This is a genomic window from Neobacillus sp. YX16 (genome assembly GCF_030123505.1).
Lineage (GTDB): Bacteria > Bacillota > Bacilli > Bacillales > Cytobacillaceae > Neobacillus.
This window is the reverse complement of sequence record NZ_CP126115.1, coordinates 1,711,115-1,726,438: the sequence shown is the minus strand read 5'-3', so window position 1 is coordinate 1,726,438 and position 15,324 is coordinate 1,711,115. Positions and strand designations below refer to the sequence as shown.

General features: G+C 38.0%; 15 protein-coding genes and 1 riboswitch. Of the genes, 4 read left to right on the top strand and 11 right to left on the bottom strand.

Annotated features, from left to right (window positions below; translation table 11 throughout):
• Positions 1–7 precede the first annotated feature (7 nt).
• The 4 genes from QNH48_RS08480 to QNH48_RS08465 all read right to left on the bottom strand — a co-directional run bounded on the left by QNH48_RS08480 (position 8) and on the right by QNH48_RS08465 (position 3,947).
• Positions 8–637: a methylthioribulose 1-phosphate dehydratase gene (locus QNH48_RS08480; RefSeq protein ID WP_133369548.1), complete on the bottom strand. Its 630-nt coding sequence runs from the start codon at positions 635–637 to the stop codon at positions 8–10.
• Complete coding sequence (locus QNH48_RS08475; RefSeq protein WP_283954551.1) at positions 631–1,305, bottom strand: 2-hydroxy-3-keto-5-methylthiopentenyl-1-phosphate phosphatase; 675 nt, start codon at positions 1,303–1,305, stop codon at positions 631–633. Before QNH48_RS08475 ends, QNH48_RS08480 begins: the two co-directional genes overlap by 7 nt.
• On the bottom strand, positions 1,306–2,508 hold the full coding sequence (gene mtnW, locus QNH48_RS08470; protein ID WP_283955718.1) for a 2,3-diketo-5-methylthiopentyl-1-phosphate enolase: 1,203 nt from the start codon (positions 2,506–2,508) through the stop codon (positions 1,306–1,308).
• Between the two features lie 74 nt (positions 2,509–2,582).
• Positions 2,583–2,692: riboswitch (SAM riboswitch) on the bottom strand.
• Positions 2,693–2,768: 76 nt separating this feature from the next.
• Positions 2,769–3,947: a pyridoxal phosphate-dependent aminotransferase gene (locus tag QNH48_RS08465; protein ID WP_283955717.1), complete on the bottom strand. Its 1,179-nt coding sequence runs from the start codon at positions 3,945–3,947 to the stop codon at positions 2,769–2,771.
• Between the two features lie 116 nt (positions 3,948–4,063).
• Between QNH48_RS08465 and QNH48_RS08460 the strand changes: the two genes are divergently transcribed.
• Complete coding sequence (locus QNH48_RS08460) at positions 4,064–4,846, top strand: carbon-nitrogen family hydrolase (protein WP_283954550.1); 783 nt, start codon at positions 4,064–4,066, stop codon at positions 4,844–4,846.
• 37 nt (positions 4,847–4,883) lie between these two features.
• Here QNH48_RS08460 and QNH48_RS08455 read toward each other — a convergent pair whose 3' ends face one another.
• From QNH48_RS08455 to QNH48_RS08445, 3 genes are all read right to left on the bottom strand, one after another.
• Entirely contained in the window at positions 4,884–5,960 is a 1,077-nt protein-coding gene (locus QNH48_RS08455; RefSeq protein ID WP_283954549.1) for an ATP-binding protein, read from the bottom strand.
• Positions 5,961–6,472: 512 nt separating this feature from the next.
• Positions 6,473–8,767: a thiamine pyrophosphate-dependent enzyme gene (locus QNH48_RS08450; RefSeq protein WP_283954548.1), complete on the bottom strand. Its 2,295-nt coding sequence runs from the start codon at positions 8,765–8,767 to the stop codon at positions 6,473–6,475.
• A complete protein-coding gene (locus tag QNH48_RS08445; RefSeq protein ID WP_283954547.1) occupies positions 8,767–9,780 on the bottom strand; it encodes a 2-oxoacid:acceptor oxidoreductase family protein in 1,014 nt (337 codons plus the stop codon). The genes QNH48_RS08450 and QNH48_RS08445 overlap by 1 nt, the downstream gene beginning before the upstream one ends.
• A gap of 302 nt (positions 9,781–10,082) precedes the next feature.
• Here QNH48_RS08445 and QNH48_RS08440 point away from each other — a divergent pair, with 302 nt between their 5' ends.
• Entirely contained in the window at positions 10,083–11,825 is a 1,743-nt protein-coding gene (locus tag QNH48_RS08440; protein WP_283954546.1) for a B12-binding domain-containing radical SAM protein, read from the top strand.
• 22 nt (positions 11,826–11,847) lie between these two features.
• Here the strand turns inward: QNH48_RS08440 and QNH48_RS08435 are convergent, their stop codons facing one another.
• Both QNH48_RS08435 and QNH48_RS08430 read right to left on the bottom strand, forming a co-directional pair.
• On the bottom strand, positions 11,848–11,979 hold the full coding sequence (locus QNH48_RS08435; protein WP_283954545.1) for a hypothetical protein: 132 nt from the start codon (positions 11,977–11,979) through the stop codon (positions 11,848–11,850).
• Positions 11,979–12,140: a hypothetical protein gene (locus tag QNH48_RS08430; RefSeq protein ID WP_007086172.1), complete on the bottom strand. Its 162-nt coding sequence runs from the start codon at positions 12,138–12,140 to the stop codon at positions 11,979–11,981. The genes QNH48_RS08435 and QNH48_RS08430 overlap by 1 nt, the downstream gene beginning before the upstream one ends.
• 129 nt (positions 12,141–12,269) lie before the next feature.
• Between QNH48_RS08430 and QNH48_RS08425 the strand changes: the two genes are divergently transcribed.
• Both QNH48_RS08425 and QNH48_RS08420 read left to right on the top strand, forming a co-directional pair.
• A complete protein-coding gene (locus QNH48_RS08425; protein ID WP_283955716.1) occupies positions 12,270–12,620 on the top strand; it encodes a DUF3905 domain-containing protein in 351 nt (116 codons plus the stop codon).
• A gap of 478 nt (positions 12,621–13,098) precedes the next feature.
• Positions 13,099–13,296: an alpha/beta-type small acid-soluble spore protein gene (locus tag QNH48_RS08420; protein ID WP_090763659.1), complete on the top strand. Its 198-nt coding sequence runs from the start codon at positions 13,099–13,101 to the stop codon at positions 13,294–13,296.
• A gap of 44 nt (positions 13,297–13,340) precedes the next feature.
• Here QNH48_RS08420 and QNH48_RS08415 read toward each other — a convergent pair whose 3' ends face one another.
• A complete protein-coding gene (locus tag QNH48_RS08415; protein ID WP_283954544.1) occupies positions 13,341–14,444 on the bottom strand; it encodes an anti-sigma factor domain-containing protein in 1,104 nt (367 codons plus the stop codon).
• A complete protein-coding gene (gene sigI / locus QNH48_RS08410) occupies positions 14,441–15,187 on the bottom strand; it encodes an RNA polymerase sigma factor SigI (RefSeq protein WP_283954543.1) in 747 nt (248 codons plus the stop codon). Before sigI ends, QNH48_RS08415 begins: the two co-directional genes overlap by 4 nt.
• Positions 15,188–15,324 lie beyond the last annotated feature (137 nt).

The window sequence follows — 15,324 nt, the reverse complement described above, 5'->3', positions numbered from 1 at the left end:
TAAGAAATTAAACTACTTTATTTAATTGGTATTGCTTGTGTTCTAATAGACGTAATTGGTATTTAAAAAGAAACTCGGAAGCTTCAAGGATTTTTTTTGCTTCGAAAGCATTTCTTCCCCAAACCGTTATTCCGTGATTACGAATTAATACAGCGCCAGAATCTTCCTTGATATGCTCCGAAAATGAATTTGCGAGAGTAGGAATATGGGCATAGTTTTTGATGATTGGAATCGTCAACACTGCGTCCTCTTCCCACATATTAAAGGCCTTAATCAGTTCCTGTCCCTTAAATGTTACCTCCCCCTGGTTCCCATAAAGCTCTGAAATCACGTTATTATCAATTGTGTGAACATGGAGACTACAGCCTGCATTCGTTTTTCGGTATATTTCGACATGAAGCAGCGTTTCTGCAGATGGTCTCAAGTGTGTTTCTTCAACTGCATGCCCAAATTCATTAACCAGCAAAAAGTCCTCTTCTGTTCGCTTGCGTTTATCCTTACCACTTGCAGTTACCAGAAACTGTAGAGGATCATCACTAACCTTAATAGCGAGGTTCCCGCTTGTTCCCATAAACCAATCCCGCTCAGCCAATTCATCTTTTATGTCAGCTAACTCCAGCCATTTTTCCTTTAACATGATGTCCTCTTCACCTCAATTCGACTCTTTATTTCATCTATACAGTCATGAAAGGTAGTAAATCCATTATAATTTAAACCCCATTCAGAACATTTTTCCTCTAGGAGATCTCTAGCCAGCACATAATCTGCTTGTTTAGCCGCCTCAAGATCGGTTACCGAGTCACCGATTACTATCGTAAAGCATTCTTCATCCTTGTTAATCTTTCGTATAATACTAGGTTTACAGCAGCCGCATTCGTTTTGACAAGAAGAATCACAAGTATATGGCCAAAGTATTTTTATGTTTTCCCCTGAAAAATCACTGTTGTTACAATAAATCCCTTCAAATGGGCCGAATTTTTCAAGAATGGGATATACAAAGAAATCAATTCCACCGCTGACAATATAAAGTGGAATATTTTCAGTTCTTGCAAATTCAACAAATTCAGAAAATCCTTCGCGAATCTTAGCATTTTCTATCGCAAACTTTGTAATTTCATCTCTTTTGTTACTTGGAAGTTCCGAGAATAATTTCCCTACACCCTCACTAATTGAAATTTTCTGTGATAAAATTTGGTCTTTAATTTCCTCCCAATTAGCTGGTGCAAATTTCTTCATGATTGCGATGATGTTATCACTTTCAGTAATCGTTCCATCAAAATCACAGTAAATGACAGGTCTCTTCATTTAAACTGACACCTCAGTATTTCCCCACAACTGCAGCGCAGTCTTTAGCTCAGGATACATTTCTGCCCCCTCCACTAATGTCTTTCCTTGAAGATTGACTTCAATAGCCTGTCGGAATGCTAGACCGCCGCCACGCGCACCATTTGGATGACCATGGACACCGCCTCCAGCGTTGATAACAGAATCTATTCCAAAATCTCGAATTAAGAGTGGTACTAAACCAGGATGTATACCGGCAGAAGGGACAGGAAAAGAAGTTTTTACTGTATCCTCTTTTGTTAATTCTTTTGCGATTGAAATAGCTGATGATTTCTCCAATGCCACAGTTCCGTATGGTGATGGGAATAATGACAAATCCGCACCAGCAAGGCGCAGGAGCTTACCTAGCAGCAATGAATGTGAGAGACCATAATGGGAAGATGATGTTAACGCACCACTGACAGCAGGATGGGCCATTAATGGTAAAGCAATTTGGTCATCCTCGCGTAGCTCCTGTAAAACATCCAATCCATAAGCAAAAACATTAAAAAGTAACATGTCGGCACCAAGCTCTTTTGCTTTCCTAGCCTTATCCTTCAACTGAGATGTTCTGCCAGTTAGATTTACAGCATACAAAGTCCGTTGTCCGGTTTGTTCAAATGTTTCCTGTAACACCTTTTTCCCTTCTGTTATTCTTTTTTCAAACGGAGTCAAGTCATTTTCAAAAAGAATTTCATCATCCTTAACGAAATCAACACCGCCAAGAGCCTGTTGCTTTAGCTGTTCTGTTAGGAAATTTAAATCCTTGCCAAGTACCCCTTTAAAGATGCTCATTAATAACGGACGGTTAAAAATACCTAGTTTTTCTCTTAATCCTTCAATACCGAATCTTGGACCAGGAAATTTACTTTTTAGTTCATCCTTAAACTGCAAATCAAGTAATTTTACTTTTCCATCTAATGAAAGTTTTCCAAAAACTGTTGTCAGAATGGCAGGAATATCATCTGAAAAATTGATTGTTGGATAGGCAATACGTATGAGTGACTGTTCATCTTGTAATCCTTCTGTCGAAACCACCCTGCCTTTGTGCTTACGTAATTGACTTTGTTCTAGTTCAGGTAAGTTCGTCCATGAACCGACAGTCAAACCTAAAGCAATTTCTTCTGCTTTTTTTGCAAGATTTTTTTCACCGTGGACTAGGTATGTTGCAATTAATTCAGACAATTTTAATCTTCCTTTCTTAAAAAACATAAAAAACCTCTTCGCAAAAGAAGAGGTTAGCATCGCAAACTAACATCTTCTCATCTTTCAGCCTTTTTGCTGCAAGATTTAGCACCGTGCTTAACATTGTGTTAAGTCGGTTGCCGGGCTTCATCGGGCTTTTCCCTCCGCCTGCTCTCGATAAGAAAACGATCGTATTATTTATTTTATCACGTTGATAAACTATATTTTGGATTATCCCAAGAATTATATTTTTTGTCAATCTATTTTTTAAAAATTTCCAACTTACTAATTCTTCTCACTGCTTCTCCTAAACGTTCCTCACTCGTGAGTAAACCGACTCGGACATAGCCTTCACCCAGTTCACCGAATGCAATACCAGGAGCGACAGCAATATGTGCTTGTTCCAGAAGAATTTCGGTAAATTCACTAGAGGTTAGTCCCTCCGGAACCTTTAGCCAAGCAAAAAACGATCCCTTTGGCGCCGTAACATCCCAGCCCAGCGAACGGAGTCCATCAATCAAGACATTTCTTCTACGCTCATAAAGGTTATTTAGGTCTCGAACACAATCCTGCGGACCTGTTAATGCTTCAGCGGCAGCTTCCTGAATACCGCCAAAAATACTGCAATAGAGATGGTCTTGAATAAGCTCAATTGCTGATATAACGCTGCTATTTCCTACTGCGAAGCCCACTCGCCAGCCTGCCATATTGTAGGTTTTTGAAAGAGTATATATTTCAATGCCTACATCTTTTGCCCCGTCAATTTGTAAAAAACTTAATGGCTTTTCTCCATCAAATCCTATTGCACCGTATGCAAAATCATGCACAATACAAATATCATGTTGGTTTGCAAGATGGACACTTTCCTCAAAAAACTCCTTAGTTGCCGCTGCCCCTGTTGGGTTGTTAGGATAATTAAGGAACATTAACTTCGCTTTTTCAATTGTCTCAGAAGATAATTCACTATAGTCTGGCAGAAAATTATTTGTTTCTCGGAGCGGCATCATTACCATTTCCGCCTTTGCCAGTGCTACCCCAGATAAATAATCTGGATATCCTGGATCTGGTACAAGCATTGTATCACCAGGATTTAAAAGGCATTGTGGTATTTCCACCAATCCAGCCTTACCGCCAAACAAAATCGCCACTTCGTTTTCTGGATTAAGGGTAACTCCGTACTCTCTTTGATAAAAGTCAGCTGCTGCCTGTTTTAAGTAGGTATGACCCTGAAAAGGAGAATACTTATGATTCGCGGGATTAGCCGACGCTTCCTGCATTTTTTTCACGATATGCTTCGGGGTTGCTTGATCTGGGTTCCCTTGACCTAAATTAATAACATCATAGCCCTCTTCAATGTATTTCCCAACTTTTTTTACTAAAGAAGCAAAAAACTGCTTCGGGAGGTTATTTAATATTTGCGATGTTGGAAATTGCTTCATCTTGTCACCTGCTTTATTTAATTCATTTTGTTGTTGAATTCTAGTCACAAATGATATAACTTTTAATACAGCTTGTAAAGAAAAAATTCTAAAAAATTCAAATGGGGTGAATATTGATGAAACTTAAAATAACTTGTTTACAGATGGACATTGCCTTTGGTAATCCCATTGAAAACTATCAAAATGCAGAAAGATTAATTGAAGAAGCAATGAAAGAACATCCTGATATCATTGTTTTTCCGGAGCTATGGACAACTGGTTATGATTTAACACGACTTGATACAATCGCTGATCAGGGGGCAGTCAATACAATTGATTTTTTAAAAAAGGCAGCAAAAAAATATCAGGTCCACTTCGTGGGCGGATCTGTGGCAAATCAGGGTGAACAGGGAGTAAAGAATACCCTTCTTATCATCAATAATAAAGGTCAGCTTGTCCATTCATATAGCAAACTACACCTTTTTAAATTAATGGACGAGCATCTTTACCTCGAAGCTGGAGAGGAGAAAGGGTTATTTGAATTGGATAATCGCCTTTTTGGGGGAGTAATCTGTTATGATATTCGTTTTCCCGAGTGGATCCGTGCACATACATCTAAAGGAGCTGAAGCCCTTTTCGTTGTTGCGGAATGGCCAGCCCCCCGATTATCGCATTGGAGATCGCTGCTGATTGCCAGAGCAATTGAAAACCAATGTTTCGTTATTGCATGCAACCGCTCAGGCCATGATCCAAATAATGAATTTGCCGGCCATTCTATGATCATCGACCCATGGGGAGACGTAATTGCTGAAGCTGGAGCGACTGAGGAAATACTGTCTGCAATAATAGAGTTAGATCTTGTAAAAGATATTCGAAAACAAATACCAATTTTTGAAGATAGAAGACCTGATTTGTACTAATCTAAAAAACCACTTCCTGATATAGAAAGTGGTTTTTTTAACTTTTTATATAATGATTTAATGGTAACATAATCTTAAAGAGTGTTCCTTTTCCCTCTTCACTCTCAACTTGAATTGTCCCATTATGTTCCTCAATAATTCGGTAGCTGACCATTAATCCTAACCCTGTACCTTTTTCTTTTGTGGTATAAAAGGGCTCTCCGAGTTTTATTATTTTATCCTTTGGAATACCCATTCCTTCATCTTGAATACATATTTGTATATTTTGTTCCTCTGTTTTATTTATCATAATTGTAATTTGTCCACCGCTCGGCATGACTTCAATAGCGTTTTTTATTAAATTAATAAAAACCTTTTTTAGTTGATTGGGCTCACAATAAACGAATGGCAAAGAGTCCTCATATTCTGTATAAAATTGGACATTGTATAGTACCGCTTGAGCACTTAATAAATCAACCGTTTCCCTCATAATTTGACAGACGTCTTTCTCTTGGTATCTAATTTCCTGAGGTTTTGCTAGGATTAAGAACTCATTAATAATCGAATCAATTCTCGCTAACTCCGAGGTAATCACATCGTAGTACATAGAATGTTCAGCTTTAATACTAGGCTTAAGTAATTGAATAAACCCCTTCAATGCTGTCATGGGATTTCTAATTTCGTGTGCAATCCCAGCTGCAAGCTCACCAACAATATTTAATCGATCAGACTTTCTCAACTGTTCCTGCATTTTGGCTTTTTCCGTTACATCAATAATAACGGTTAGATTCAGACCATCAACTATTCGGCGCTTAGTTGAGTAATCAAAATGTTTCACTGTACCGTCAATCATTTCAATTACAATAGTAGAACATTGCTTGCCAATTTGCATTGCTTGTTCGATATGATTCATAATTTCCTGTTTTTTCTCTTCTACAGAATTAAATAAATCTAATAGGGGCTTCCCAAACAGTCTATCTTTAGAAAGACCAAAGATTCTTTCTCCAGAGTAATTGATATCGACAATTTGATACTCGTCGTTCCATAAAATCAATCCGTCCATTGAATCTTCGAATATTCTCCGGAATTTTTGTTCACCAGCCAATGCCTCGTTCTGTTTCGCTGTATTCTCCACTTATTCACCCGCCCCACGAAACCCAAAATAAGGTAATATCATATATCCTATATTCTACACATATAAATAAAATCCTTTTTTACTTGACAAATTTATTACATTGGAAAACTTAAAAAAAGGTAAAGCGTAGAAATTCCCGCTTTACCTTTTTAATTAGACTCTGTTAAATTTGGCTGTTGATTTGTGCTCCACTAAGGAAAGCTTCTTTGAATAATCACCGCAGTGACAGGCGGTCTCTGCCTGTCGCGAGGCGCTTCGCTTTCCGCAGGCGGTTCGGGAAGCCTGTCTAGCTGCAGCGCCTAGCCCCTCGAGTCGCTTCCGCTTTTCCTACTCCTCGGCACTAAGAGATGAGCGGGGTCTCCCCTGTCCCGTCCTCCTGCAGGACATTGATTTACTTCCTCGAATCTGCCCACGCACGAAGAAAATGCGATAGCATTTTCGAGGAGTCTCGCGCCTTCCGCACAAATCAACAGAGTGCCAAAATCAATAATAAGCTTTAACATAGCCATTAATTAAAGAAATGGATTTTCGTGCTTTGCTTTAAGACGCTGCCATCTTTTTTCAACTTCTGCTTCAAATTCCTCTAAGATTGATTTGTTTTCTTCTTTTAACATATGTTTTGTTTTTCCCATGTATTTAAGCCATTCAGTAATAGCCACACGTTTGTTTTTATCTTCTGGGTTATAGGTAATGCTGGTAACACCTTGCTCGACCTCATACAGAGGGAAGAAACAAGAATTTACAGCTTGCTCCAAAATAGTAGTCCCATAACGATCCTCTGATTTCCAGTTAAGCGGGCAGGTAATCAGGATTTTACCATAAACGGTTCCAACATTTTGTGCATACCACTGTGCTTTCGCACCCTTTTTAACTAAGTCCTGCGGGAAGCTTTCCGAACCTGTAAATACGTAAGGGATATTGGTTGCCGCCATAATTTGCGCCGTATCCTTGTGATGGAATCCTTTTCCCCTCTGTGCTTTCCCTACACCTGATGTGCTTGTCATATGACCCAATGGAGTAGAATAAGACATTTGTGAGCCAGTATTCATATAGCCTTCATTATCATACTCGAGCATAATCAACTTATGTCCACGAAGCGCAGTTCCTATGGCAGACCCCATTCCAATGTCCATTCCGCCGTCACCAGTTATCATGACAAACGTGGCATCGTCAGACACTTCGACTTCACCGCGGCGTTTTAATTCCATAAACGCTTCAAGTGTTCCAGATAACGTAGCGGCACCATTTTGGAATAAGTTATGCATCATAGTTTGTTTATGAGAACTGTGCGGATATGAAGTTGTTGTTACATACGCACAGCCTGTTTGGAATAATGTAACGATGTCACCTTCAATTCCTTTAAAGAATAATTCCAATCCACCAAATATTCCGCACCCAGGGCAGGCACCGTGTCCAGAAGCAATTCGCTTAGGCTTGCCAGTCAATGCACGAAGAGGAGGAATTTTCACCTTTAGTTTGTTTGTTTCTTCATCCATTTTCACATCAATTAAACCAGATCTGTATACATCACCGTGCTGAGGTGTAATTACTGGCTTAGGAATTTTATCTGGATTACCAGGAACATGACCGTAATAATCAAACGGCTTTTCAGCATAGCCTTTTTCCATTGCATCGATGGCCATATCAAAGAACTTATGTGCATCAGAAGCGTAGAAATCCTTACCCCCTAGACCGAAAACTCGACTTAACACGATTGTTTGATTTTCGCGGTCTTCTTGAAGGGCAGATTTCACTTCATGTGTTAAATTTGGTCCATTTGCCCCATAGGAATCTGCACGTTCACCAACTAATAATGCTTTTACATTTTTAAGGGCTTCACGAATTTCCTTCGCTGGGAATGGACGGATAACATTCGGGCTGATTACTCCAGCCTTAATTCCTTTTGCACGTAATTTATCTACTACATCTTTAGCTGATTCACCAGCAGAGTTTAAGAGGAATAATGCAACCTCCGCATCTTCCATTTCATATAAATCGAGCACTGAGTATTCACGGCCGGATATACGGGCATATTCTGCCGCAACCTCTTTATATACCTCACCAGCAGCGTAAATTGCTTCAGATTGTTGGAAATTGTTATTGATTAGGTCATTACCATTCATATGAGCACCAATTGTTACTGGTTTTTTTGGATCTCTCGCAAAATGATAGTCTGTTGGACATTCACCAACAAATTTCTGCACGACACTACGATCCTTGAAATACTCAACTCTTCGCTTTTGATGAGAAGTGAAGAATCCATCGTAGGCAACGATAACCGGCAGACGGACCTTAGAATGTTCAGCAATTTTCAGAGCCATAATATTCATATCATAAACAGCTTGCGGCGTGCTAGCTGTTAAGATAACCCAGCCAGTATTTAACGCAAAGTAAAGATCAGAGTGATCTCCTCTTATATCAAGAGGTCCACTAACCGCACGTGTTACAAGATTCATAACCATTGGAAAGCGGGTTCCAGATTGAACTGGAAGCTGTTCAATCATATAAAGAAGACCATTTGCACTTGTTGCATTGAATACTCTTGCACCGGTAGCTGAAGCACCGTAGCAAATACCAGCAGAACCATGTTCACCATCAGCTGGAATCAGCTTAATATCATGCTCACCACGGGCTTTCATTTGGTCCAGAAATTGTGCTACTTCTGTAGAAGGTGTAATTGGGAAATACCCCATAATATGATAATTAATTTGCGCAGCTGCCATAGCAGCCATTTCATTTCCGGATTCAAAGGTTGAAAGCTGTTCAGCGACCCCTTGACTCTTTAACTTATCTTCTAAAATTGCCATTATGAAATCCCCCCTGCTAAATACGGAAAGTTCTGCTTTACACGGTTTGAATCTGCATATCCAATCATTTCACGAAGATCACCTAATGCGTCAGTTGGACAAGCTTCAACACATTTTAAACAGCCCTTACAATATTGATAATCTATCCCTTTAAGGAACATTTGCCTTCTACCCTTCTTATCTTCGCCAGCTTCCCAAACGAAGCAATAGTCTGGACAGACATTATCGCAGGCAGCACAGTGGATACATTTATCCTGTTCAAACTGTGGAAGAAATCCTTGTCGTGAACCACTTAAATCTTTTAATATACTATTACCTTGAGTAGTCATTACCCCGCCGATTTCCTGGGTCATGTACCCTAATTGTGGCAATGGCCGAGAAAAACTTTTACCTTCTGCCCCTTCTGGCACATCATAGGTTTTAAATTGAACTTCATTATAGCCACGGTCAAACGTGCGAATATTCGGTTCAACTAAATGCGGGTATTTTTTTTCAAAAGTTTTGCGAATAACGTTTCTCATAGAATCAGGATCTAAAAAATCGCAAATACGATATAACGCACCGAGCATCGCAGTGTTTACTTTTGTCTTTTCTTCAACTGCAATCGTTAAAGCGTCGACAATAGCAAGTGTGCCATATTCTAACTTTAGATCCTTTTTCACTTCATCAAAATCTCTAGCTGTGTTTACAAGTGCGATTCCATCAGCATTTAATCCGCTAACGACATCGACTGTTCTATATAGTGCTTCATGAAATACAGCAACAATATGTGGCTGCTCTATTGGGCTGTGATCTCTTATTTCAACATCTGGATCACAATAACGGATAAAACTTTTAACAGGTGAACCTTTCTTTTCAGAGCCATATGATGAGAAATTAGATCCGTTCAAGCCTAGACCTAGCACTCCGGCCTCGGCTAACATTTTTCCAGCTAAATTTGCTCCAAGCCCCCCAATTGATTCAAGACGAATCTCAAAGAAACCAAGCTCATTTTTCTTTTGTAATATAGACATAATGTCCCTCCCCTTCTTATACAAAAAAACACAGAAAATACAAAAATATAAATTCCCCAAATTCATTGTAGGATATATCATTTTATTACGCTGTGACAAAAATCAAACATTAGCAAAATAATTCTATAACACCTTTAAAAAATTTAACTAAAACGTTATTTTATATGGTTTTTATTTAGCATATTATGTATATAACAGCTTTACTTCTGTAGTATAACAGACACTTTTTATTCCGATTATGAATTTTTAAAAAAGTAGGATATAATATACTATTGTTTTAAATTTACCGAAGGAGTTTTACAATGAACGTTATTTGTTGTACCTTAAACGCTAAATATATACATACAAACTTAGCAATCCGTTGCTTAAAGGCTTTCGCTGCTCCGGAATTTAACATCCAATTAAAGGAATATACGATAAAGGATCCTGTTTTGAACATCGTTTCAGACCTCTATCAGCAAAAACCAACAATTATTGGATTTAGTTGTTACATCTGGAACATTGAAGAAACCATTAAGGTTGTCAATATGATAAAAAAAATTGATCCTTCTATTCAGATTGTATTCGGTGGCCCTGAAGTATCTTATGATACTTTAGAATGGATGGAAAAACTTCCAAATGTCGACTTTATTGTGATGGGTGAGGGTGAACATTCATTTAAGCAGCTGCTTTCTGAATTGACGGGAGAGTGCAGCTATAAAAATGTCCATGGAATTGCCTATCGTGATAATGGAAAAGTAAAAGTTACACCCCAAATGAATAAGCTCGACCTAAAGGAACTGCCATCTCCCTATCAATTCCCTGAAGATAAAGTGCATTTAGGTAAACGTGTCACCTATATTGAAACAAGCAGGGGTTGTCCATTTAGCTGCCAATTTTGTCTTTCTTCCATTGAAGTAGGGGTACGTTATTTTGACAGGGAGAAAATCAAAGAAGATATTCGTTATCTTATGGCTAATGGGGCAAAGACGATTAAGTTTGTTGACCGTACATTTAATATTAGTAGAAGTTATGCGATGGAAATGTTTCGATTTTTAATTGATGAGCATCTTCCAGGAACAGTTTTTCAGTTTGAAATTACTGCTGACATCATGAGACCTGAGGTTATTGAATTTTTAAATAATGAAGCACCAAAAGGCTTATTCCGCTTTGAAATTGGTGTTCAATCAACAAATGATTATACAAATGAGCTTGTCATGCGGAAACAAAATTTTGCAAAACTAACAAGAACAGTTACCATGGTGAAGGATGGCAGAAAAATCGACCAGCACCTTGATTTAATCGCCGGTCTGCCTGAGGAAGATTACGCATCCTTTCGGAAAACGTTTAATGATGTTTTTGAACTTCGTCCAGAAGAATTACAGTTAGGTTTTTTGAAAATGCTTAGGGGAACTGGGCTTAGACTTCGTGCTGCTGATCATGATTATGTATATATGGATCATTCGCCATATGAAATTTTGGGGAATAACGTCCTGCCCTTTGATGATATTCTCAGAATCAAACAGGTGGAGGATGTGCTAGAAAAGTATTGGAATGACCATCGCATGAATCATACAATTGAGTACTTAGTAACGAACGTGTTTCCTTCACCTTTTGACTTTTTCCAGGAGTTTGGCTCCTTTTGGGATGGACAGGGTTGGTCAAGAATTGGCCATCAATTAGAAGATTTATTCCGTAGATTATACTCTTTCCTGGAATATCAGTCTGTGAGTGACCTTGACATTATTGCTGGGCTGATGAAATATGATTATTTAATAAACCATAAGTACAAGCCGCGAAAGCCTTGGTGGGAACAAAGCTTTACTAAACAAACTAGAACTGAAATTTATAAACATATTGTAGAAAACCCATCAATCCTAGGGAAGACCTACTTAGATCTAAGACTTGATGAGAAGGATTTATACAAGCATACAATGATTGAAGAGCTGTCCTTTAATCTTTCGGAATACTTATCATCTGGAAAAGTTTTAAAACAGCCTTCTAATTTAATCGCTTATTTTGATCCTGCAAACAAAGGAACACTAATCTTTTCATATATAGGATAAAGAAAGCCGGCATATAGCCGGCTTATTTTTTTTTTGATGACCTTTTATTGTCCTTGTTCGCCTGAAGGACTTCATATAGCTTTATTCCATTTACGTCACCAAATTCAATACTAAATTCTTCACGTGTGTTTTGCACGCTTTTCTGCTCTTTCATTAACTTCTTCCTTTTTTTCCAAGTTTTGAATTACGGTTTGCAAATCTTATTGCGTTGTTATTATCGGTAAATTCCGCTGAGAATTCACTTTCCTGTACATTCTTATGAGGAGTTTTAGTATATTTTTCTACTGCATCAAATTCTGCTTTTCGTTTAGCCATTTTTTCTACCTCCTATCATCGTGTTACAATATTAGTTTTCACAGGAAGCATGAATTCAATCACTTCCTTATTTTTCTTAAATAAATTTGATCATTCAGCGAAAAATAAAGAAAAATAGGAGTGAGAATGATGACAAATAAGAAAAAGCAAAAACCAGATAATCCAACGATGAATGAAACAATCCCACATCAAATTAATGCGCCAAGTTTCGAGGGAACAGGAATTAAAATGCAGCCTCCATTCATAAATGAACATGGCGTTGTGATTGGAGACAGCTTATATTCTTCACCAAACTCTCCTTTAGAAAATTGGACTGAAAATACCGACCCTGAAATTATGGCTGGGGACGATTGGGTTCACCCAACAAATGATATTGGCTGGAATACAGCAGAAAATCGTGAATTGCTAGAGAGTAAAAAGAAACCACAAGCATATCCCTTCATGCACCCAGACAAGGATGTAAGTAAAGGCAGTGATTAAATATTTTGGCTGTATTTTAGCACTCTGTTGATTGGAGCGGAAGGCACGAAGCTCCTCGAAAATGCTATCGCATTTTCTTCGTACGTGGGCGGATTCGAGGATGAAAAAATCAGTGTCCTGCGGGAGGACGGGGCAGGGGAGACCCCGCTCATCTCTTAGCGCCGAGGAGTAGGAAAAGCGGAAGCGCCTTGTACAGCCCCGACAAGCGCTGGAGGGCCTGACGATGAAGTCGTACTTTGACTTCAACGTTGGGACCGAAGCGACTCGAGGGGCTAGGCGATGCAGCTAGACAGGCTCCCCGGACCGCCCGCGGACAGCGAAGTGCCTGGAGTGGAAATCAACAGATAAGTTTAATACAGCAAAAATAAGTATCCATTTCCTCAAAACATTACCACTTATTAAAATACAAAATTGAATCATAATACTATTACAGAGAAAAGAAATTAATCTCTGTATAGATCCTAAGGAGTTGAATAAAATGGCTAACAGCAGCAATAAATTATTAGTTCCAGGAATAGAGCAATATCTTGATCAGGTTAAATATGAAATTGCACAAGAGTTTGGTGTTAATTTAGGCTCCGATACAGTTTCCCGAGCAAATGGGTCTGTTGGCGGCGAAATTACCAAAAGGCTAGTAAAACAGGCTCAAGCACAAATGGCAGGTCAACAACAATAATCCAACTAAATAAACATGGAAAAAGTCCGGCGTTATTGCCGGACTTATTTTTTTCCATTATTCTCATGTTTTCTTGAATTACTATGATTATTTGTCTTCTGTTTTTCTTGGTTATTATTTTGGTTATTCCAATTCTGTTTTTCTTGGTTATTATTTTGCTTATTCCAATTCTGTTTTTCTTGGTTATTTACCTTGTTGTTCTCTCTCTGTTTCACTTGACCATTATTTCGTTTTTCATTCCCATTGTAGTCTCTATCTATGGTTACCTCAGGTGAAACTTGTTTGCCGTTCTCTTGATTTTTCACAACAGGTTTCTTTTTTTCATTATTTTTCTTTTCAGTTAGGTATTCGCTTTGCCTGTTGTCAGGTAAATTACTGTTATATTTTTGTTTCTTTTGCTGACCATGAGGCAATGTTGTTTTTGCTGTGGAGTCAATGGGAGCAATATTATTATTTTTTTCTTTAGATTGTTTATTTTTAGCCGATTTGTTTCTATGATATATTCCGACTGGGACACCTGAGTTGCGTGCTTTTTCTATCTCATCTTCAGTAGATGTATACACTTTTACATCTACAAGTTGTTCGTCTATAGTTTGTCGAATTTCAACGACATTTTTCTGCAATTTTGTTTCCACTTCATCTTTTAACTGTTTAGTTTTTACTGTTGAAATAACAGCAGGCTCAGATTGGGATATTTGCCCCTCGTCTTTTAACTCAGCAACAATAATAGCGGTTAACTCCGAAACATCTTTTTTCTTCCAACCATCCAGCTGAGATATGATTTCATCCGCTTCTGTATCAAACCCCTTTAACTCGACGACTTCCATTTTTTTATTTAGTCCCATTTCAATACTAGTGCTAGCGTCAATAGACATATATGCATAAGCCTTGTTACTTTGATACACTGGAATAATGGAACCCAAACAAATTATCAGTACGGCTGCTGACATTAAAGCGGATCTTAAGGTAAAAAAGTTTCTAATTGAATTTGATTTTTCACTATGGATATAAGCAGTAATTGGAAAAAAATCTATTTCTTCTCCTACAGAATAAAGTCTATCCATTTTACGGGCACGTAAGAACTCTCCGTCTGGAGTAAGTAATGTCAAATAGGGATCATCAATTTCCATTACAATTCCCTTTCTCATATCTCAAGCACCCCCTTTAAATAATCATTTAAATATACATAATCACTAGATAATATAAGTGCAATTGCAATAATATATTTTCGGTTTCGCTCTATCGTCTTTCTGCTGACATTAACCATTTTTTCTAGTTGCTTTATCGGAAGCCGCTTTTTTTCAATTAAGAAGCTCTTTAATTCCTCATTTCCAACTAATTGTCTAGCTACCAAAATAGCATTCTCCCTAGCATCAGCATGCTTAGGTGAATTCTCAACTAAATCGCTAAAGCTTAAATCAAATGAATTTAATAATGCTTGAAATCGAATAATTTCGTCTCTTCTTAATTCATCATCAGATTTTTTCTTATACTCCTCGAGGGATAGCTCGTTTACAATTACCATGCCCGCTGACTCATCCTCAAATGATGAATAGGTTAAGTCGATACTGACATGTTGATCTTTCGTTTGTTTCCGAATATAATCAATCACTCTTCTCTTGATTATGACTTCAGCAAAACTAAGAAGAGAGCTTCCTCTTTCAGGTGAATATTTCTCAATAGCCTCATTAAAGGCAATCAGACCAATACTAAATTCATCATCGGTATCATAAATATATCGTTTACATACTGCAGAAACATTTTTCGCAATAAATGGTTTATAAGAATCTATTATTTCATTTAATAGTAAGCGGTCCCCTTGTTGAATTAAAAGAACCGATTCCTCTAACGTTCGTTTTTTATTCTTGGTTAAAAACAATAAACCTAGCATTGCCTCACCTCACAATAACCCAATTATACCATATGGCTGTCATCTTGGATTTTTATGATGGTAATGCATATAGGGGAAAATAAGCCCAAGAAAGGCTATCTTTTCCTGTATCATTCTAGATTTCAATTAATTTCCTT